The following is a 19562-nucleotide window of genomic DNA, read 5'->3' on the forward strand; positions in this document are numbered from 1 at the left end:
AACGGTGATGCCTGGCCGGGATGCTTGGATACGGCATGAGTACCCAGGCGGCGGTGTCCGCTGGTCCTGCGCTCGCGGTGGTTCTCGTGGTGCTGGTCGCGGTCGCTGCGGCCGTGGTGATCGTCGCGCGGCTGGGCCTGGGCCGGGATGTGGTGTCCGCGTCCTTACGTGCGGTCGTGCAGCTCAGTCTGGTCTCGCTTCTGATTACGGCGGTGCTGCGCTCGTGGTGGACGACCGCGGCGTTCATCGCTCTCATGTTCGTCGTCGCTGCGGCAACCTCGGCCCGTCGAGTGAGCACCCTGCAGTTGGGCTGGCCGGTGGTCCTGCCGATCGCGGCTGGCGCGCTACCTGTCGGCGGGGCCGTCGTGTCGACCGGAGCGACCCCGTTGCGGACGATCGCGGTGTTACCCATCGCCGGGATTCTGATCGGTGGGGCGATGACCGCGACCTCGCTGGCGGGGCGTCGCCTCCTCGACGAATTGCGGGACCGGCATGGCGAGTACGAGGCGGCGCTCGCGCTTGGCTTGCTGCCCCGGGACGCGGCACTCGAGGTGTGCCGCCCGGTCGCCGGGACCGCGCTCGTGCCGGCGCTGGATCAGACCCGGACCGTCGGGCTTGTTACTTTGCCGGGCGCCTTCGTCGGGGTGCTGCTCGGCGGCGGATCCGTTGTGCAGGCCGGCGCGACCCAACTGCTCGTGCTGATCGCGCTGCTCGCTGTCGAAGGCATCGCCGTCGTCGTAACCCTCGAGCTTGTCGCCGGGAGGTGGCTGCGGCGGCCATCGTTGGACCCCTGACGCTGCTGCGCGGTGTTTGTCCGTGGCGTACCGGGGCTCGGCGAAGCGCACTCTCCGCGGACGCTACGGCGGCGCTCGCGTAGCAGGAATTTGCCACGCTCGGGCTCTAAGGTTAGCCTTACCAAAACCTACAGGATGTAGTTGCACGGAAGGTGGCTGCGATGCTGGCGAACTACCTGATCGGCCTCCGCGAGGGGCTCGAGGCCGCCCTGGTGGTGAGCATTCTCGTCGCCTACCTAGTCAAGGCGCAGCGACGGGACCGGCTGGCAATGGTCTCCGGCGGAGTAGCGCTGGCCGTCGCCGTCAGCGTCTCCTTCGGCGCCTTGCTGACCTACACCTCCACCACGCTGCTGTCGGACTTCCGTAGCCAGGAACTCTTCGGCGGCATCATGTCAGCGCTGGCCGTGGTGTTCGTGACCTGGATGGTCTTCTGGATGCGCCGCACCGCCCGCGGCATGCGAGCCGAACTCGACGGCCGGTTGTCCTCGGCGCTGAAAGTCGGCGCCCTGGCGGTCGGCGTGACCGCCTTCCTGGCTGTCGCCCGTGAGGGACTGGAGACGGCCCTGTTCTTCTGGTCGGCGGTCCAGGCCGCCGGCACCGCACTGGGTCCGATCGCCGGATTCTCCCTGGGCATCCTCACCGCGGTGCTATTGGCCTGGCTGCTGTATCGGCGCTCGGTGAAACTCAACCTGGCACGATTCTTCACATGGACCAGCGCCGGGCTGATCGTGATCGCAGCCGGGGTACTGGCGTACGCCGTGCATGACCTGCAGGAAGGTGGGCTCATCGGGGGGCTGGACACCCTCGCCTTCGACGTGAGCCGACAGATCCCGCCGAGCTCATGGTACGGCGAGCTCCTCAAGGGGGTTTTCAACCTCAGCCCGCAGACTACCGTCGCCCAGGCGATCGCCTGGGTCGCCTACATCGTGCCCGTCATGGCGCTGTTTTTCCTTGGCGGACGATCGGCCCCCACGCGGCCCGCCGCCGCTGGCGCGGAAGCCGCGTCACGCGTGTCAGCCTGATCGTCATCAGCTCGTTCGCGACCGACGCCGCCGGGCAGCCGCTGATCGACGCTAGCGCTCATGCCCCCTTGGCCCACGCGTCCCACCACAAGAAGGGCGCAGTGCTGCTCCGGCGGGGAACTCGTTCGTCGACGGCACCGACGAGCTGGGCCGGCTCGATGCCGGGCTGCATTTCATGGCCTACCAGCACGACCCTCGGAACAATTCGTCACCGTCCAGAAGTCGTTGGCGGGCAAGCACAACGACGGCCTCAACGAGCACATCCAGCACGCCAGCAGCGGCTTTGTTCGCCTGCCCTCCCGCATGCATTAGGACAGCATGGGGGTCAGTCGCTGCTCACCTGAGCCGCGTGAGCGACCTGACCCTTGTTCACGAATGCGCCGACTCGCTGGGGCGAGGGCGCGGGTCCACGTCACGCCGCTCCACAGGTCTGGCGCTATATCGCCCGGCGTAGTACGTTGGGCGATATAGCGCTGGACGGAGTAGTGGAGTGATGGACGACCTTGGCCGCTGGGCCGAGCCCGGCTTGCTGATCCTGGCCAGCCTGGCCGATGGCGCGAAACACGGCTACGCCATCACTGCCGACATCGCCGACGAGGTCGGCTTTGCCCTCGGCCCGGGAACGCTGTACGCAGCGCTCTCGCGACTGGAGAAGGGCGGCTTGATCGAGGGGTTGCCGACGGATGGGCGTCGGCGGCCGTATCGGTTGACGGCGGCCGGCGCGGCCGAGCTGTCGTCCCAGGCGACGCGGATGCAGCAGCTCGCCGCGTTGAGCCTGGAGCGGCTCGGGACGGCCCTGGCGTGAGCGGCGACGGCCTGCTGGTGCGGGCGTTGGTGGCTTGCTACCCGGCCCGGTGGCGTCGCCGCTACGGTGAGGAGTATGCCCAACTGCTGTGCGACCTGGGCATCCACCGGCACCCCCTGCTGATCATGGATTCGTTGTCCGGAGCCGCGCGTGCCCATGGAGGTGTACTCGTGTCCCACGATTCCCCGATGACCGCAGTGGTGTGGGCAGCCGGGCTGTTCACGGTGGGCGGTCTCGGTTTCGCCAAGCTGGCCGAGGATGTCAGCGGCGACGCGCGCGGCATGTACATGCTGATGGTGCTGGCCGCCGCAGCGGCAATGCTCGCCTTGATGGTCGCGGCGGCGCCCACCGCGCTCGCATTGATCCGTGGCGGTCACCGCAATGCGTGGGGGTTCGTGGCGGTCCCCTTCGTGGCAGCTAGTGCCTGGTACGGCATTCTCCGGCTGGCGCTGGCGATCTCGGCCGGCCATGAGGTGCGGTCGGCACCCAATGTCGCCGGGTTCGTGCTGATCGCCGCGGCCACGATCGGGGTCGTGACCGCGACCGCGTGGGCCGCGAGTGAGGTCCTGCGCCGCGTACCGGCTGCGCAACCGGCCCGGCTGGGCCCGGTTGCCCGGATAATCGTGGCCGCCGGGATGGCCGTAGCCACGTTCGCCGCCCTGGTGTGGGGTTTGCAGGTGCGATCCCATGATGCGGCGGGGTTCCGCGGCGATCACGGCATCCTGGCTACCCCGTTCGTGTTCAGCTGGATCGTCGTCGTGGTGGTGCTGGCTGCCGCGACCGCCTTGGCTGCGCTCACCAACCGCCGGCCGGCAGCACTCGCCTAATCCCGGGCCATTTGATCGAGCTTCGCACGGGCGACACGCCATGCGATCCAGCCTTGGACAGTGCTGCCAGATCCGAATCACACAGGCTCGACGCAGACAACTCCAATCGCTGCCCGCACCGTGGGGCCTAATCGGCGACCGGAGCCCGCGTCCGACAGATCTTGCAGACCCCAGGGCGGAGTCAGCGTCAGCGCCACCTCGACGACGCCCTGGTCGTCACTCGGTCCCTGCATGAGAAGACCTGGTCTGTTCGCGATTTCGGGCTCCTGTGCGAACTTCATGGTGGGCCTTTGGCGATGAATCGTTGTCGGGCTGTGTGATGCCGTGAAGCAGCTTCTTCCTCATCTGGCCGTTGTCGAGATCCACGAGGTGCTCGTCAGCTCTGTGGTGACCCCTCACGGCCACGGTGCGTGGTGATGGTTCGTTGCGGTGCGGCGCAGCGGGGTGACGGGAAACCGTGGTCCGTCTCGGCCGACATGGCGTCCGAGTACATTTCGGTGGCGGGGATACCCTGGCCAAGGAGGTGCATGGTGGACAACCACGGTCCGCGACGGGCACGGGGCAGCCTGGAGGCACAGGTCATGGGCGTGTTGTGGGCCGCGCAGGGACCGATGACCGCCAGCGCCGTGCAAACCGCGCTCGATGACGGGCTGGCCCACAACACCGTGCAGACGATCTTGACCCGCCTGCACGAGAAGAAGCGGCTGCGCCGCGAGCGTGTTGGGCGCGCTCACGCGTATTGGCCGGTGCTGGATGCCGTCGCAGCAGCCGCTGCGCGGATGCAGGCGGCACTGGGCGAGCGGCGCGACCGCACTGCGGTCCTCCAACAGTTCGCGGCGTCGCTGGCCGACGAGGATGCCGACCTCCTGCACGAATTGTTGTCCTTCACTAGATGTCAGCGGCGGGCATGACCAACACAGTGAGGTGATCTCAACGACTTTCGATCAGGTATCGGTATTCGAAGTGCGTCAGGTGTAGCGCTGCGGCGACGATGTCGCCGATCCGGCGAGGACTCGCGGTGGTGTGACGAAGCGTTCTCCAGCGGCCGTTGAGAATCGCGAAGCCGCGCTCGCCCTGCCAGCGCAAGCCACGCAGCAGCCGGTTGACCGTGCGGTTGGCGACGGCCAGAGCCCTGCCGTCGGCGGGCTGCTTGGCCGGCGTCTTGATGCCATGACCTGCGCCGTCGTAGCCGGCGTCGGCCAGGGCCGGGAGTTCGAGCTCTGCAGCTGCCCAGTTCAGGGCGGCAGTGACACCCTGCTGCTGAGCACAGGTCAGATCGTGCAGATGACCCGGCTGGGCGTACGAGGTCCAGATCGGCAGGCCGTCAGGGCGAATGACCGCCTGGATGTTCGCGCCGAAGTCGCGGTGCTTTCCGGAATACCAGGCGTCGATCGATTTGCCCTTCACGCTCGTTGTGGTCTCGGCCACCCGATCGCAGTCGTACAACTTGCCGTCGAGGACCACGTACGCCCAGCCCTCGTCCGCCGCCCGCCGCAACGCCTCGTGCAGGTCCGGCCGCTGCGCGGCGAGAACCGCGATCCCCTCGGCCACGTACCGGTACGCGGTCGCCCGGGAGACCCCGAACCCGGCACCCAGCGTCGTCGTGTCCTCGGCCTTACGGAACCAGATCAATACCAGTAACGCCTGGTAGAAGCAGGTCAACGCGCGAGATCCCCGGCGGGTGCCGAGCATCCGCCGCTCGGCCGCGAGCAGCCCGGCGAGGTGGCGCACCAGTTCCATGGGAACGTCGACCATGGCAGGATAAGCGATCACGTGGAGCCCTCTCGTAGACCGATTCCGTCGCAAGAACCTGTCTATCGATGGCTCCACGCCTGTATCCAGCACTGTCCGAACTGATCCGGTATGCCCGTGTCGATCAAACTCGGACCGCAATCCCTGCTGAGATCACCTCAGTGCATCTGCCGCTGCTACTCGCCCTTCCACGGTCGCTCGCGGCACGGCACGTCGCCGGATGTGTTCGCCCGAAATCACGGCCAGGGCGCTGACGCTCGCGGCTCCCGTCAACGCCTTCTGTTCGGCATGGTTACTCGTGCTGCTGGCCTTGACCCTGCTGGAGGATGTGCCGCCGCCGAAGACACTCGACGACCTTCCCTGGATCAGCTGCCAGAACCTGGCCGCGGTCCCGCCGCGGTTGCCGTCCTGGTGGAGCGGTCGCCGATCGCAAGTTCGCTGCGATGGCACGGGCCCGCGCAGCACTGGGTACGGCTTCTGCAGAGATCTCACCGGCGTTGGGGATCACCAGCGCTGCCACGCTACGACGGTTGCCGAGCCATAACTGCCGTGAGATCACCGCAGAGGGAGTCGGCGGCGTGCGTGCCGGACCCCGTGGCACAGCGATTGTCGCACCGACTGAACGGTAGGGGCATGAACGCCGCGTAGGTGGCGGCAGGGGTGTGTTCGGGACGGTCGCGCCTACACTGGACCTACAGGATGTAGGAGCACGGCCGGGCCGAGTTCAGGACAGTCTCCGGCCACGAAATCGGCAACCCACCCTCGAATCGAAGGCTTCCCGCCACCCGCAACCCGCAGGCACCCCGACGGGACCGGCAGGCACACCCCACGACCCCGAATCTCCTTCATGTGACCGGCTGACACGGGCCGGACCAACCTGGGGGAGCGATTCGTTTTGGGCCGCAAGGTGAACAAGGTCGTGACCATCCTCGGCGCGATGCTGGCCGGCACCACCGCCGTCATGGGCACCGCGGGCGCCGCGCAGGCCGCCCCAGCTAAGCCGAAACCCAAGGCGGCCAAGCAGTGTGTCACCGACAACAAGCTCGTGCCGTCCTGCGGCGTGCTGTGGGGCGCCGCGGCGGGCGGGTTCAGCCCGCTGCCCCGTGACCGGGAGCTGAAGACCTGGGAGAAGCTGTCCGGGCGCACCTCGACGATCTACCACACCTACCACAAGGGTGACGAGGTGTTCCCCACCCCGGCCGAGATCGCGATGACCCGCGACCCGAACAACCCGCGGGCGCTGCTGCTCAACTGGCGCGTCGAGTACGGCTCCACCTGGGCCAACGTCGCCGCCGGCAAGCTCGACGCCCGGATCGACAAGTTCGCCGCCCACATCAAGTCCACCTACCCGAACCAGAAGTTCTTCCTGGTCCTCAACCACGAACCCGAGGACGACGTCAACCCGAAGCCGGGCTCCGGGATGACCGCCAAGGACTTCGCCGCCTCCTACCGCCACGTCATCCAGCGCCTGCACACCAAGGGCATCAACAACGCCATCAACGTCGTCGCCTACATGGGTAACGAGAAGTGGATGGCGCAGTCCTGGTGGTCCGACCTCTACCCCGGCGACGACGTCGTGGACTGGATCGGCCTGGACTCCTACGTGTCCGCCGAAAAGGGCTACTACCACTACGGCAAGTTCAACGACCTGCTCGACCGCAAAGCCACCGGCGGCAAGGGCCTGGGCTGGTACCAGTGGGCCACCACCAAGCACCCCGGCAAGCCCATCATGATCGCGGAGTGGGGCGCCTACCACCGGGTCGGCAAGGTCACCGACAAGTCCGCCCAGTTCAACAGCGTCCTGCCCGAACTCGCCAAGCGGCCCGCGGTCAAGGCCATCGTCTACTTCGACACCAAGAAAGACGCCTTCGGCGACCGCGACATCAGCATCAACAGCTCAACCACCAGCCTCACCGCCTTCCGCAAACTCGCCGCCAACCCACTGTTCAACGTCAAAATCGCCTGATCAACCCAACAGCACCACCACGATGCCGCCGACCGGAACACCGGCCGGCGGCATCGCACCACACCCACAAACCAACGGACCCGTCCTGCGGCTTCGTTTGGGAACGATGGCACGGCCGAATCTCGCCGCCGGGCTGGTGTCACGTGGTCAGTGCGCCCACAGACTCGTCAGGGCGGCCCGGTCAGCGCTGTGACCAGTGGGGCGCAGACGGTACATCGCCTGGATCGTCCGGAGCAGGTGATAGTGATCGAGCCGGGACGAGTACTGGCCAGGCTTGACCCGGGCACCCGCGATGATCGTTGGGATGTGGTTGTGGTCCGTCCGGTTGTCCTCGTCGAAGGTGAGGATGAACAGGCTGTTGTGGGAAGCGGCCCAGGAAATGTAGGGCGCGAACTGTCTCTTCAGCCATCGGTCGGCCTGGTCTTTGGGACAGTCGTGCATGTCATGGCACAGATCTGGGATGACGAACGCGACGTCGGGCAGTTTGCGGAAGTCAGACGGAAATGCGGTGAAGGGCTTGTGGACGCTCGACGGGACGTTGCTGAAGTTGACCCACGGGACGTGACGGCGCACGTAGCGGCCGGAGGCGCAACCCCGGTAGCCCGTGTGGGGCAGCCCTTCGGAGTAGCCGGTGAATGTGTAACCGGCATCCAATAGCTGCCGGGCCAGGTTAGGGCGGCTGCCGAGGTTATGCGGGCAGTTGTTATCCCTGACCCCCTGGGTCGAGCCCGAGAACAACGCCAGGTAGTTGGGCTGGCTGGGGTGGGTTTCGGCGTAGAACCTGGTCATGTTGGCCCAGCGGCGTGCCACTGACGACACCCAAGGGGTCATGGGATGTCCGATCACGGAGTCGTACCGCTTGTTCTCGAGCACGACGATGACCACATGGTCGAAGCGGGGGACCGAGATCAAGGCGGTCGGCGCCCGCTCCAGTGGTGCCATGGCCGCTGCGGATGCGGGGGCGACGGCTGCGTCGATCAGTAACAGCGCTGCAACCGCCGTCACCCATTTACGGATGCTTCTCATCTTCTCTCCATACTTTTCACACATGATGACAAACCTACTCCTACATGATGTGGGAGTAAGGTCTGAGGATCCTGTCGACACGCCACGGCCGAGAGGCAGCGCTGAGTTGCCCGACGTCCCGGGGCGCACGCCGGGTCGTGCTGCTGGACGGGTGTGCACGAACAGCAGACTGAGTAAGTAACCAGCAACAGCGGCGTCATCAGGACGTGAGGTGGGCGACGGCGATGAGCGCTGTGATCCTCGTTGAGGACGATCCGCTAATCGGCGAATCATTGCGCGACAGTCTGCGCGCGCAGGGATACACCGCGAGGTGGTGTGCCACTGGCGGCGACGCAGTGCGCACGCTCGACCCGGATCGGACCGACCTCGTCCTGGTGGACCTGGGGCTCCGACATCGACGGCGTCGAGGTGATTCGGCGTCTGCGTCGAGCCGCACCGGGCACGGTGATCGTGGCATTAACCGCGCGTCGAGCCGAGATCGATGTGGTCGTAGCGCTAGACGCCGGCGCTGACGATCTCACCAAGCCGTTCCGACTGGCCGAATTGCTGGCAAGGCTGCGGGCGCACCTGCGGCGCCCGACAGCGGTGTCGACCGTGTCGCATGTAGTCGTCGGGAACCTCGACATCGACGTGTCGGCGCGGCGCATGACGCTGTCCGACACGGAGGTGGCACTGCGGCCGAAGGAGTTCGATCTCCTGGTACGCCTTGCGGCGGCGCCCGGTGCTGCGGTGAGCCGGGAGACGCTGATGTCGGATGTCTGGGACGAGAACCGGTTGGGGCAAATTCTCCTGCGTCGCGTACGTGCCCGCGAAACCGAGCGAGGAACCTTCCCGTCGCGTGTGAATCGCTGGCCGCCGCAACCTAATTGCACTGCAGTCGAAACGTGGAATGGCGTGGCGCCATATATGAGGCGTTCAGCTCGGAGATATGTGTTCGCTGGTTTGCGCTAATCTACGGCCGGAGACGGCGTCACGGGCCAGGTCCGGTCCCGCCCCTATACCAGATCCGGATCTGCCGTGGCAAGAGGTCCCGGCTGCGGTTCAATGGTGGCCTTCAGCTTCCTTTAAGGCCGTTTGTTGGAGGGTTGGCCTCATGACGTCTGCCTTCGAGCCTGACACGCCTCAGAAGCTACTTGACTCCTCAGGCTTGTAGTCCGGCGCAACCATCGTCGGAGCGCTGACGACTTCATTTCCGTCGCACTTGCACCGTGCGATGGCCACGCATTCCGAAGTCCCGTGAAGGAGAAACGATGTCGGTGACTTATGCCACCGCTGATCGCTCGCGTGTCTGGTTGACCAAAGTTCCGGCGATCACCGCGACATTCTGGGTGATCAAGGTCTTGTCCACGACCATCGGCGAAACGTTCGCCGACTACCTGGCGGTAAATGTCGGCCTGGGACCGCTGGTCACCGATGCCGTCATGGCTACCGTGCTTGCCACCGCGCTGATAATCCAGTTCCGCACCCGCGCGTACACCCCGTGGATCTACTGGCTGTGCGTCGTACTCGTGAGCATCGTCGGCACCCAGATCACCGACTTCTTCACCGACACCCTCGGCGTCAGCCTCTACCTGAGCACTGGCGTCTTCGCCATCGTGCTCGCCGTCGTGTTCGCCGTCTGGCACCGCCAGGAGCGCACCCTCGCGATCACGTCGATCAACAATCCCCGCCGGGAAGCGTTCTACTGGGGCGCCATCCTCACCACGTTCGCGCTCGGCACCGCCGCGGGCGACCTGGCCACCGAGGCACTCAGCCTCGGCTTCCGCAACGGGGTGCTCATCTTCGGCGGGCTCATCCTGGCCACCTTCATCGCATACAAACTCGGGATGAGCCAGGTCCTGACCTTCTGGATCGCCTACGTGCTCACCCGCCCGCTCGGCGCCTCGATCGGGGACCTGCTCACCCAGGACAAGCAGTTCGGTGGTCTGGCCCTGGGCGCCAGCGCGACCAGCATGCTGTTCTTCGCCGTGATCATCGTGCTGGTCACCCGCGAGCAGCTGCTGGTCAATCGGCACGGGGTGGCCGAGAAGGGGAGGGGACCGCACGGTGGGCACCGGGCGGACTACCTGTGGGCGGGCGCCGGCCTGGTCGTGGTCGCCGCCCTGGGGCTGGGATTCAGCAGTACGCACGCCGCCGCCACCGACGACAGCAGCAGCTTGGTCGCCGCCGACCCGGGTCAGTCGGCCAAGGGGCAGCCCGGCAGTAAGACCGGCGGGGCGGCGCTCGCGCGGAAGGCGCAGCCGACGACGAAGCTCGGCGACCTGACGTCCTTCGCCCGGATCGTGACCGACGTCAAGGGCAAGGTCGCCAAGAACGACCTGGCCGGCGGCAGGACCCGGATCAAGGACCTCGAGGTGGCCTGGGACGACGCCGAGGCTGGCCTCAAGCCGCGCGATTCCGGCAAGTGGCACCAGCTCGACGACCAGATCGATGCCGCCCTTACCGCGCTGCGGGCCGGCAGCCCCAGCCCGTCCGACTGCTCGGCGGCGCTCGCCACCCTGATCACGACGCTGAACCAGTTCGACGGCGTCTGACCGGCTCGATCCAGATGGTGATGTCGTCGTGTGGTGGTGCCCTGTCGTCCCACCACACGACGACGCTGGTCCGTGCCGGATGTCCGGCGTCGTGGGGTACTCGACGAGGTCGAGTCAGCCGAGGCCGCCATGAACGGACGCGACCAGGCCTACACCGGCGCAGAAGCCGTCCCGCGGGCGGCGCCACGGGTGCGCAGCGTGTTCATCCGTTGACGGTGATCGTTGCCGCGGCCACCTCGGGACGCCGGATCGGTTCCTGGAGTCTCGTCCGGTTCACGATCTTGCCGATCGCGGCTGGAGCGTTGCCCACCGCGCCGCTGATCGTCGTCATCGGCACGGTGCCGTTGACAGAGGTGGCGGAGCTGCCGATCGCCGGGATTCTGATCGGCGGCGCGATGACGCGACGTCGCTGTCCGGCCGGCGCTGTCGTTCGACGAGCTGCACAACCGCTCGAGGCGGCGCTGTCCCTCGGATTTCCGCCCCGCGCTGAAGCGCTCGAGGTTTGCCGTCCGACTGCGGGCCAGGCGCTCGACCAGATGCGCACGGTGGGACTGGTCACGCTGCTCGGCGCCTTCGTGTCCTGCCCGGTGGCGGCTCGGCCGTGCAGGCGAGCGCGATCCAGCTGATCGTGCTGGTGAGGCTGCTCGAGGTCGAGGCGATCGCGGTCGCCGTGACGATCGAGTTGGTCGCCCGTGGGGCGCTGCGCCGTTCCGGAGCTCCTGACTCCGCCGCTTGACTTACTCCTACAAGGCGTAGGAGGTTGTCTAGTCGGGATGGCTGGTGCTCAGAGATCCCGCAGGCGCGACGCGTCGACTCGGCCGGCCCAGCGGGTGGCCAGCGCCGTGGCCAGTGCCGCGCTCGCGCCCACGGCGAGTAGGACGGCGGCGGCGAGAGGCCAGGGCACGGCGGGATGCTGGGGCGGCGGATCGAAGATGCCGTTCAATACTTTGATGAGTTCGGCGGCGATCACCGCGGCGGCGGCGAGGCCGCCGATGGTGCCGGCGATGGTCAGCGCCCGTGCTTCGGTCCAGAGGAAGCCGGCTCGTTGCCGGGTTGACGCGCCGAGGACCGCCAGTGCGGTGGTCGCGCGCCGCCGTTGGGCGGCGCCGACCACCAGTACCAGGCCGGCGCTGGCGGCGGCCAGCAGGATTCCGAAGGCGAGGGTCAGGCGGGACAGGCCGGACAGGCTGCCGGCGGCGAGGCCGGAGGCGGAGGGTACGGCGACTCGGGGTGCGGTGATGTCGTTGACCAGGGCCGCCGCCGGGGCGTGGATGGCTGCCGCCACGGTGGTCGGTCGGTCGGTGCGCACCAGCAGGGTCTGCACGGCGGGGAGGCCGGTGGCGGCGGTGATGTACGACCGGTTGGCCACGACGAAGCTGTCGCGTGGTGCGGTGGCGAACTCGGTGATCACGCCGACGACGTGGAACCGAATCTTGCGGTAGGCGCCGCGGGTGTCCTTGAGGCGCAGTTGGACTGTGTCGCCGGTGTGCAGCTGGTAGTCGTGCAGTGTCTCCTGGGAGAGCAGGGCGCCGTCGGGTGTGGCGGCGAGCCGGTGCAGTGCCGTTCTGATGGTGCTGCCCGGAGTGAACGCGTCCTGCAGGGGAGCGGCGCGGCCGATGGTGGCGGCGTCGATGCCGTACAGGTCCTGCAGGTCGGGTCCGACGTAGACGAGCCGGTGGCTGACCTGTTCCACAGCTGCGGCCCCGGGGACGGCGGCGATTGCCGGATTGAGGCCGGTGGTGGTGTCCGGCGGGAGGGTGACGGCGACGTCCGATCCGACGGTGAGCGCGGTGTCCAGGCGTGCCTGCTGGTCGTAGGTGTGGGTGAACACTGCGGCGGAGACGGTGACGGCGACGGCTATCGCCAGGCCGGTGACGCCGCGGGCCACTCGGACGCGGCGGCGCCGGACGACGTCGTGACGCAGGTCCGGCAGGCGGCCGCTGGGGTCGGCCGCCGGGATGCGGGCGGGCCGGTTCAGGATCAGCAGTGTGATCCGCCAGATCAGCAGGGCCATGCCCGGCCACGCGAGGGCCGGGGCCAGCAGGGCGGCGTAGTTCACCGAGGCGACCGGTACTCCCTCGGGGACGACCACCACCTGGTAGCCGGCGCGGGCGGTGAGCCAGAACACGACCGCGGAGCCGGCCAACAGCAGGATGTCGAGGCCGAGGCGCAGCACGAGCGGGGTACGGGTGGAGGGCAGCGGATTCACCCCGGCTTGCACCGTCGGCGCCGTCCCGCGCAGCGTCCCGGCGAGCGGTGCGAGCTCGGTGGCCACCGCCAGCAGCACGCCGGCCAGCGCTCCGGCAATCAGCCAGCTCGCCGACGGATTGCCGTAGGGCCCGAGCCGGGATGCGAGCAGGGCCGCGCCGGATCCGATGGCCGCGCCCAGCAGGCCGTCGAGCAATGCGGTGCCGCCGAGCAGGATCGCCGCCCGCCGAGGACCGACGCCGCGTAGCCGCAGCAGGGCGAGGTCACGGCGCTGCCGGTCGTTGCGCAGCGAGACGACCAACGCGGTGACCACGCCGGCCAGCAACAACCCGGGCACGCCGAGCAGCAGAACCAGCAGCCGGGCGTAGATCGCGTCCTCGCGGGCCGCCGACAAGGAGGTCTCGAGGTTGTCGCCGATCAGAGCGCCGCCGGCCACCGCGGCGATGAAATGGTTCGCCCGGCGGGTGACTTCGTCGGCGGCCTTCGCGGGATCGGTGGGCAGCGTCGCGCGATCGACCCGGACGTGGAACTGATGCACCACGGTGGCGCCCGAAGTCAGCGCCGCGAATCGGGCCGGGCTGACCAGCAGGACGTTGTCGGGTGGAGCGCTGGCGCCGGATCCGGCGGGTGCTCCGACGACCTGGAAGAACGAATCGGCGTTGGGCAGGTCGGCCACGCCGGTGACCTGCGCACGTTGCCGGGCGCCCAGAACCGTCACCGTCGTGCCCGGGCCGGCGCCCAGATTGGACGCGGTCTGCTGCTGCAGGACCACCCCACCGGCGGCGCCGACGAGCCGGCGGATCTCGCCGGGGGCGAACGACCCGTAGTCGTCCGGTAGGGACACGACGTAGGCCGCGCCCGTGGTGCGGGTCTCGCCGTCCGGGGAGACGGAGCTGATCCCGGGCACCTTGGCGTAGTCGACGGCGCGGAAACCGAGCAGCCCGGGCACGCCGCGCAGAGCCGCGGCCGCGGCGGCGGGGTCGCTGCCGGGTGTGACCTGGACCTGCCAGTCGACCGGGACCCGGTCGGCGGCGCGCAGCGTCAGCCGCGCTCCGGTCCGGGCGGTGAATGATCCGAGCAGGATCAGGAACGCGACGGTGAGCGCGACGGACACCGCCGCCGCGATCGTCTCGGCCGGGCGGCGCCGCAGTGATTGCAGCACGTATCGAACGGTCATCGGACGAGCTCCTGGTCGGTCCGCGCGGCGATCGCGACCTGTGCGGGGAAGTGGGCGGCGACGGTCGGGTCGTGCGTCGCGACGACGAGGGCGGTCGCGGTGCTGGACGCGTACGCGGACAGGGTGTTGATCGTCTGGCCGCCGCTGGTCTGGTCCAGGGCCGCCGTGGGTTCGTCGGCCAGCAGCAGGCGCGGCCCGACCGCCAGCGCGCGGGCGAGGGCAACCCGCTGCTGCATGCCGCCGGAGAGCTCGGCGGGCAGCGCGTCGTCGACGTCGTCGAGTCCGAGCGAGGCCAGGTGCTCCCTGGCGTGTTCGGCGGCCTCGGCGGGTGCGATGCCGCGGATCCGCAGGCCGAGGGTGGCGTTCTGCAGGGCGGTCAGCTCGGGGACCAGGGACGGGGCCTGGGGCACGTAGACGATCTCATCCGGCTTCAGGCGCAGGTCGATCGTTCCGGCCGAAGGGGCGATCAGCCCGGCGAGCACGAGCAGCAGGGTGGTCTTGCCGGAGCCGGAGCGGCCGGTCACCGCAGCTTGGTCGCCAGCCGCGAGCTGCAGTGATACTTCGTCGAGCACGACCCGGCCGCCGAGGCTGACCGAGACGTTCGCTGCAGACAGGATCACGTCAGCCTCCCGTCGACCAGGTGGAGTACCCGGTCGGCGTGGGCCGCGACCGCGGGGGAATGGGTGACGATGACGGCCGCGCCGTCGCGGGGGCGCCAGGTACCGATCAAGTCGAGAATGGTGCTCTCCTCGTCGCGGCTGACCTCGGCGGTGGGTTCGTCGGCGAGCAGCAGGGTGGGGGAGCCGGCGAGCGCGACCGCCAGGCCGGCCCGGGCGGTCTCGCCGCCCGACAGCGTGCGGGGCATGCTCCTGCGCACCGTCGCAAGGCCGAGCCCGTCGATGAGCTCCGCGGGGCTCGGCCCGCCGGGCCGGCCGAGCGAGGCCGCCAGTTGGATGTTCTCCCGCACGTTCAGGTGGCCGAGCAGGCCACTGCTCTGGGTGAGGATGCCGACGTGTTCGGCACGGATCCGGGCCGCGGCAGCCGGGCTGCGATGACTGAGCCGCTGACCGGCGACGTGCACGGAGCCGCCGTCCGGGTCGTCGAGGCCGGCCAGCAGGCTCAGCAGCGTCGACTTGCCCGAGCCGGACGGCCCGGTGACGGCCACGGTCTCGCCCGCCGCGCAGACGACCGAGACATCCTTCAGGGCCGGGATCTCGGTGTCTCCGCGCCGGTAGAAGCGGTGCAGCCCGCGGGCCTCCAGCGGTGTCATTGGATCTTCAGACTGTCGATCATGGTTTTGTACGCGTCGACGTTGTCGGCGCCGACCGGGCCGAACAGCTCGACGATGACCTCACGGCCGTGCGACACCAGTTCGTAGCGTTCGACCTCGTCGCGGTACTGCCGCCCGGTGACCGCGTCGGGCGCCGAGTTGCGGCGGTAGACGATCCGGACGCCGCGCCCGGCCGGCATGCTCACGTCGGTGATGGTGCGCAGCTCGAACGCGGCTTGGCTGCGTGCCAGTTCGGGCACGTCCTGCTGTTTGGCGGTTGCGAGGGTCGGTGGGGTCGTGGCGGTGCCGGTGGCGGCCTGCACGCCGTTGAGCTTGTCGGTGAAGGTAGCGGTGGAGCCCTGGGTCTTCTCGGCCCAACCCTCAGGGTGTGTGAACCGGTATCGCCCGGCGGTGTTCGAGTACGGGATGAACGCGAGGTTGTCGGGGATGTCGCCGGGCGGGTTGCTCTCGGCAGCGACGGCGGACTGGGGTGCGGCGGTCGGTGCGGCGCTGGTCGGTGCCGCGGATACGGTCGCCGCGGGCGGGCTGGCCGTCGGCGCAGCGGCGGTGTGGCTGCCGGAGCCGGAGCTGCACCCGGCCACCAGCGCGACCAGCACGACCGTCGCGGTGTGCTGATGTGGTCGTGTCATACCGGCGACGCTAGGCGGGGGCCGGCCAGCGTCCGGACAACGAAGGGTAAAGGCGCACTTTGCCTTGGTCCGCCCTACAGTCCAGAGCATGAGGCGATCGCGACTCCGCAGCACCCGGACCCGGATTCATCACGCGATCGTGCTGGTCGTGACGCTGGCGATCGTGCTGTTCGGGGTGCCGCTGGCGGTGGTGCTGGATCGGCTCGTCACGAGTCAGGCCCTGGCCGGGCTGGAGCGGGACGCGACCAGAGGGGTGGCGGCAGTGCCGGACAACGTCCTCGAGGCCGGCACGCCGGTGCGGGTGCCCACCGGGACGAACAACTTCCTGATCGCGGTCTACGACGCAGAAGGGGATCGCGTGGCCGGCGCCGGTCCGCAGCGGTCGGCGCTCGCCGCCCGGGCGGTCGACGGGCACGAGCACGACGGGCACGACGGGGCCGACCTCGCGGTCGTCGTGCCGGTGCTGTCCGACACGACGATCGCTGGCAGCGTCCGGGCCGCCGTACCGCTGGCCCGGCTCCGGGCGCAAACCTATCGGATCTGGGGACTGCTCACCGCGCTGGCGGTGTTCGTGATCGCCGTGGCGGTGCTGCTGGCCCGGCGCTCGGCGATCCGCATCGCCCGGCCTTTCGAGAACCTGACCGCGGCCGCCCGCAGCCTGGGCGACGGTCAATACGACGTGCACCTGCCACGGTCGGGAATCACCGAGGCCGACGCGGCCGGTGACGCGATGCGCGACAGCGCCCGGCAGATCGAGGAACTGCTACGCCACGAGCGCAATTTCGTTCGGGACGCTTCTCATCAGCTACGGACGCCGCTCGCCGCGGTGCTGCTGGCCCTGGAGCAACCGACGCCCGACGTGCCCACGGCAGTCGCCCGAGCACGAGATCTCGAGACCACGATCGCGGATTTGGTCCTGCTGCGACGCCGAACCGCGCACGGCACCGCCGACCCGGTCAAGATCGCCCAGGCAGCGGTCCAGCGGTGGAGCACCGCCGACCGGCCCGTGGTCCTGCGCAGCGACAGCGATCGGTCCGTCGCGATCAGCGGGCCCGCCCTCCGACAGAGCCTCGACGTGCTCATCGACAACGCGCTGCGCCACGGCAGCGGGACCGTCACCGTGACGGTTGAGCCCTATGGCGACAGCGTGTTCATCGAGGTCGCCGACGAAGGCCCGGGGTTCGCCCACGATGCGGCCTTCGGAACGGGGTTGAACCTCGCGACGAGCGTGATCGAGCGCGCCGGCGGGTCACTGCTGATCCGCCGCCGCGCTTGCCAACCGCGGGTGGCGTTACTGGTGCCTGAAGCACCGGCGTCAGAGGGCGCGCTTCAGTCGAGCTCGAAGCGGTAGCCGTAGCCGCGCAGGGTCGCGATCCGGTCCCATCGGTCACCGGCATCAGCCAGCTTGCGGCGAACGCTGGCCACGTGCACGTCCAGCGTCTTCGTCGAGCCCCACCAGTGCTGATCCCACACCACGTCCATCAGGTGCTCCCGGCGCACCGCTTCGCCCGCCGAGGCCACTAGCACGGCCAGCAGCTCATGCTCCTTGGGCCGCAGCGTGATCTCCCGCTCGCCGACCCAGGCCCGCCGGGCACCCTGATCCAGCCGTACCGGGCCGGCACGCAGCTCCGGCGGCCCGATCTCGCCCCGCCGCCGCAGATGGGCCCGTAGCCGCGCGCACAGCTCCACCTGACGGAACGGCTTAGTCACGAAGTCGTCCGCGCCACCGTCCAGCGCGCGCACCGCGTCGGTCTCATCGGTGCGGGCAGTCACCACGACCACGACGACGTCCGCGTTCTGCTCGCGGATCCTCCCGCACAGCTCGAGGCCGTCGGCGTCGGGCAGCCCGAGATCCAGGAGGATCAGATCGGGCACTCGATCGGCGATCAGCCGATGCGCCTCGGCGGCCGTACGTGCCCAGCGGACCTCATGACCGTCCGCCGCGAGGATGCCGGCAAGGCCGGAGCCGACGCCCGGGTCATCCTCGACGACCAGCACCTTCGACGGGACAGCCGGGCTGTTCACGAGCACGTCGCTCATATCCGCACGGTATCCCGCCACGGCGCCGGTTCCGTACACCGCCAACTCAGGCAATCTTCAGGTTTCTCCGGCGCTTTGTAGGTCGCGGTCGGCGCGGCCGAGCACGATACAGACCGACATGAGCCCGCGAGCCGCCCGGGATGGTGCCGGGCGGCTCGCGAGACAGTGGTGGTTCTGGGTCAGGCGATTTTGACGTTGAACAGTGGGTTGGCGGCGAGTTTGCGGAAGGCGGTGAGGCTGGTGGTTGAGCTGTTGATGCTGATGTCGCGGTCGCCGAAGGCGTCTTTCTTGGTGTCGAAGTAGACGATGGCCTTGACCGCGGGCCGCTTGGCGAGTTCGGGCAGGACGCTGTTGAACTGGGCGGACTTGTCGGTGACCTTGCCGACCCGGTGGTAGGCGCCCCACTCCGCGATCATGATGGGCTTGCCGGGGTGCTTGGTGGTGGCCCACTGGTACCAGCCCAGGCCCTTGCCGCCGGTGGCTTTGCGGTCGAGCAGGTCGTTGAACTTGCCGTAGTGGTAGTAGCCCTTTTCGGCGGACACGTAGGAGTCCAGGCCGATCCAGTCCACGACGTCGTCGCCGGGGTAGAGGTCGGACCACCAGGACTGCGCCATCCACTTCTCGTTACCCATGTAGGCGACGACGTTGATGGCGTTGTTGATGCCCTTGGTGTGCAGGCGCTGGATGACGTGGCGGTAGGAGGCGGCGAAGTCCTTGGCGGTCATCCCGGAGCCCGGCTTCGGGTTGACGTCGTCCTCGGGTTCGTGGTTGAGGACCAGGAAGAACTTCTGGTTCGGGTAGGTGGACTTGATGTGGGCGGCGAACTTGTCGATCCGGGCGTCGAGCTTGCCGGCGGCGACGTTGGCCCAGGTGGAGCCGTACTCGACGCGCCAGTTGAGCAGCAGCGCCCGCGGGTTGTTCGGGTCGCGGGTCATCGCGATCTCGGCCGGGGTGGGGAACACCTCGTCACCCTTGTGGTAGGTGTGGTAGATCGTCGAGGTGCGCCCGGACAGCTTCTCCCAGGTCTTCAGCTCCCGGTCACGGGGCAGCGGGCTGAACCCGCCCGCCGCGGCGCCCCACAGCACGCCGCAGGACGGCACGAGCTTGTTGTCGGTGACACACTGCTTGGCCGCCTTGGGTTTCGGCTTAGCTGGGGCGGCCTGCGCGGCGCCCGCGGTGCCCATGACGGCGGTGGTGCCGGCCAGCATCGCGCCGAGGATGGTCACGACCTTGTTCACCTTGCGGCCCAAAACGAATCGCTCCCCCAGGTTGGTCCGGCCCGTGTCAGCCGGTCACATGAAGGAGATTCGGGGTCGTGGGGTGTGCCTGCCGGTCCCGTCGGGGTGCCTGCGGGTTGCGGGTGGCGGGAAGCCTTCGATTCGAGGGTGGGTTGCCGATTTCGTGGCCGGAGACTGTCCTGAACTCGGCCCGGCCGTGCTCCTACATCCTGTAGGTGCCAGGATGCGCTCGTCCGTCCTGTAGGTGCCGCCC

Annotated in this window: 18 protein-coding genes and 1 pseudogene; 11 read left to right on the forward strand and 8 right to left on the reverse strand. The window is 68.7% G+C overall.

What is annotated here, in order from left to right; genetic code table 11:
- The first annotated feature begins 35 nt into the window (after positions 1 to 35).
- The 5 genes from ACMCNN_RS29810 to ACMCNN_RS29830 all read left to right on the forward strand — a co-directional run bounded on the left by ACMCNN_RS29810 (position 36) and on the right by ACMCNN_RS29830 (position 4359).
- Complete coding sequence (locus tag ACMCNN_RS29810; protein ID WP_412743783.1) at positions 36 to 794, forward strand: ABC transporter permease; 759 nt, start codon at positions 36 to 38, stop codon at positions 792 to 794.
- Between the two features lie 161 nt (positions 795 to 955).
- Entirely contained in the window at positions 956 to 1816 is an 861-nt protein-coding gene (gene efeU, locus ACMCNN_RS29815; RefSeq protein WP_412743784.1) for an iron uptake transporter permease EfeU, read from the forward strand.
- Positions 1817 to 2309: 493 nt separating this feature from the next.
- A complete protein-coding gene (locus ACMCNN_RS29820) occupies positions 2310 to 2621 on the forward strand; it encodes a PadR family transcriptional regulator (RefSeq protein WP_412747323.1) in 312 nt (103 codons plus the stop codon).
- A complete protein-coding gene (locus ACMCNN_RS29825) occupies positions 2618 to 3448 on the forward strand; it encodes a hypothetical protein (protein ID WP_412743785.1) in 831 nt (276 codons plus the stop codon). Before ACMCNN_RS29820 ends, ACMCNN_RS29825 begins: the two co-directional genes overlap by 4 nt.
- A 527-nt stretch (positions 3449 to 3975) precedes the next feature.
- Positions 3976 to 4359, forward strand: a complete 384-nt coding sequence (locus ACMCNN_RS29830; RefSeq protein ID WP_412743786.1) for a BlaI/MecI/CopY family transcriptional regulator — start codon at positions 3976 to 3978, stop codon at positions 4357 to 4359.
- A gap of 19 nt (positions 4360 to 4378) precedes the next feature.
- On the opposite strand, the gene ACMCNN_RS29835 is transcribed toward ACMCNN_RS29830, so the two are convergent.
- Entirely contained in the window at positions 4379 to 5221 is an 843-nt protein-coding gene (locus tag ACMCNN_RS29835) for a transposase family protein (RefSeq protein ID WP_412747324.1), read from the reverse strand.
- A gap of 898 nt (positions 5222 to 6119) precedes the next feature.
- On the opposite strand from ACMCNN_RS29835, the gene ACMCNN_RS29840 reads away from it, so the two are divergent.
- A complete protein-coding gene (locus tag ACMCNN_RS29840) occupies positions 6120 to 7166 on the forward strand; it encodes a glycoside hydrolase family 26 protein (RefSeq protein WP_412743787.1) in 1047 nt (348 codons plus the stop codon).
- Positions 7167 to 7313: 147 nt separating this feature from the next.
- On the opposite strand, the gene ACMCNN_RS29845 is transcribed toward ACMCNN_RS29840, so the two are convergent.
- A complete protein-coding gene (locus ACMCNN_RS29845; RefSeq protein WP_412743788.1) occupies positions 7314 to 8192 on the reverse strand; it encodes an alkaline phosphatase family protein in 879 nt (292 codons plus the stop codon).
- Positions 8193 to 8416: 224 nt separating this feature from the next.
- Here ACMCNN_RS29845 and ACMCNN_RS29850 point away from each other — a divergent pair.
- The 4 genes and pseudogenes from ACMCNN_RS29850 to ACMCNN_RS29865 form a co-directional block, all read left to right on the forward strand.
- A pseudogene (locus ACMCNN_RS29850) lies at positions 8417 to 8690 on the forward strand (response regulator); the annotation flags it as partial.
- A 147-nt stretch (positions 8691 to 8837) separates the two neighbouring features.
- The gene (locus tag ACMCNN_RS29855) at positions 8838 to 9143 is read left to right on the forward strand and encodes a helix-turn-helix domain-containing protein (RefSeq protein ID WP_412747325.1); all 306 of its coding nucleotides are present in this window, start codon (positions 8838 to 8840) and stop codon (positions 9141 to 9143) included.
- A gap of 341 nt (positions 9144 to 9484) precedes the next feature.
- On the forward strand, positions 9485 to 10726 hold the full coding sequence (locus ACMCNN_RS29860) for a hypothetical protein (protein ID WP_412743789.1): 1242 nt from the start codon (positions 9485 to 9487) through the stop codon (positions 10724 to 10726).
- A gap of 215 nt (positions 10727 to 10941) precedes the next feature.
- Positions 10942 to 11352, forward strand: coding sequence for an ABC transporter permease (locus ACMCNN_RS29865; RefSeq protein ID WP_412747326.1), 411 nt, complete (start codon positions 10942 to 10944; stop codon positions 11350 to 11352).
- Between the two features lie 158 nt (positions 11353 to 11510).
- On the opposite strand, the gene ACMCNN_RS29870 is transcribed toward ACMCNN_RS29865, so the two are convergent.
- The 4 genes from ACMCNN_RS29870 to ACMCNN_RS29885 are packed head-to-tail and all read right to left on the reverse strand — an operon-like array spanning position 11511 to position 16031.
- A complete protein-coding gene (locus ACMCNN_RS29870; RefSeq protein ID WP_412743790.1) occupies positions 11511 to 14111 on the reverse strand; it encodes an FtsX-like permease family protein in 2601 nt (866 codons plus the stop codon).
- Positions 14108 to 14731 carry an ABC transporter ATP-binding protein gene (locus ACMCNN_RS29875; RefSeq protein WP_412743791.1) on the reverse strand — a complete coding sequence of 208 codons (624 nt, stop codon included), beginning with the start codon at positions 14729 to 14731 and terminating at the stop codon, positions 14108 to 14110. Before ACMCNN_RS29875 ends, ACMCNN_RS29870 begins: the two co-directional genes overlap by 4 nt.
- A complete protein-coding gene (locus ACMCNN_RS29880; protein WP_412743792.1) occupies positions 14728 to 15381 on the reverse strand; it encodes an ABC transporter ATP-binding protein in 654 nt (217 codons plus the stop codon). The genes ACMCNN_RS29875 and ACMCNN_RS29880 overlap by 4 nt, the downstream gene beginning before the upstream one ends.
- The gene (locus ACMCNN_RS29885) at positions 15378 to 16031 is read right to left on the reverse strand and encodes a hypothetical protein (protein WP_412743793.1); all 654 of its coding nucleotides are present in this window, start codon (positions 16029 to 16031) and stop codon (positions 15378 to 15380) included. Before ACMCNN_RS29885 ends, ACMCNN_RS29880 begins: the two co-directional genes overlap by 4 nt.
- A gap of 148 nt (positions 16032 to 16179) precedes the next feature.
- On the opposite strand from ACMCNN_RS29885, the gene ACMCNN_RS29890 reads away from it, so the two are divergent.
- Positions 16180 to 17382: a sensor histidine kinase gene (locus tag ACMCNN_RS29890; protein ID WP_412743794.1), complete on the forward strand. Its 1203-nt coding sequence runs from the start codon at positions 16180 to 16182 to the stop codon at positions 17380 to 17382.
- Here ACMCNN_RS29890 and ACMCNN_RS29895 read toward each other — a convergent pair.
- Together ACMCNN_RS29895 and ACMCNN_RS29900 are read right to left on the reverse strand one after the other, a co-directional pair.
- A complete protein-coding gene (locus tag ACMCNN_RS29895; protein ID WP_412743795.1) occupies positions 17361 to 18071 on the reverse strand; it encodes a response regulator transcription factor in 711 nt (236 codons plus the stop codon). The two genes, ACMCNN_RS29890 and ACMCNN_RS29895, sit on opposite strands and share 22 nt — an antisense overlap.
- Positions 18072 to 18250: 179 nt before the next feature.
- Positions 18251 to 19297, reverse strand: coding sequence for a glycoside hydrolase family 26 protein (locus ACMCNN_RS29900; protein ID WP_412743787.1), 1047 nt, complete (start codon positions 19295 to 19297; stop codon positions 18251 to 18253).
- Positions 19298 to 19562 lie beyond the last annotated feature (265 nt).

This window comes from Krasilnikovia sp. MM14-A1004, from assembly GCF_047159485.1.
Taxonomy (GTDB): domain Bacteria; phylum Actinomycetota; class Actinomycetes; order Mycobacteriales; family Micromonosporaceae; genus Actinoplanes.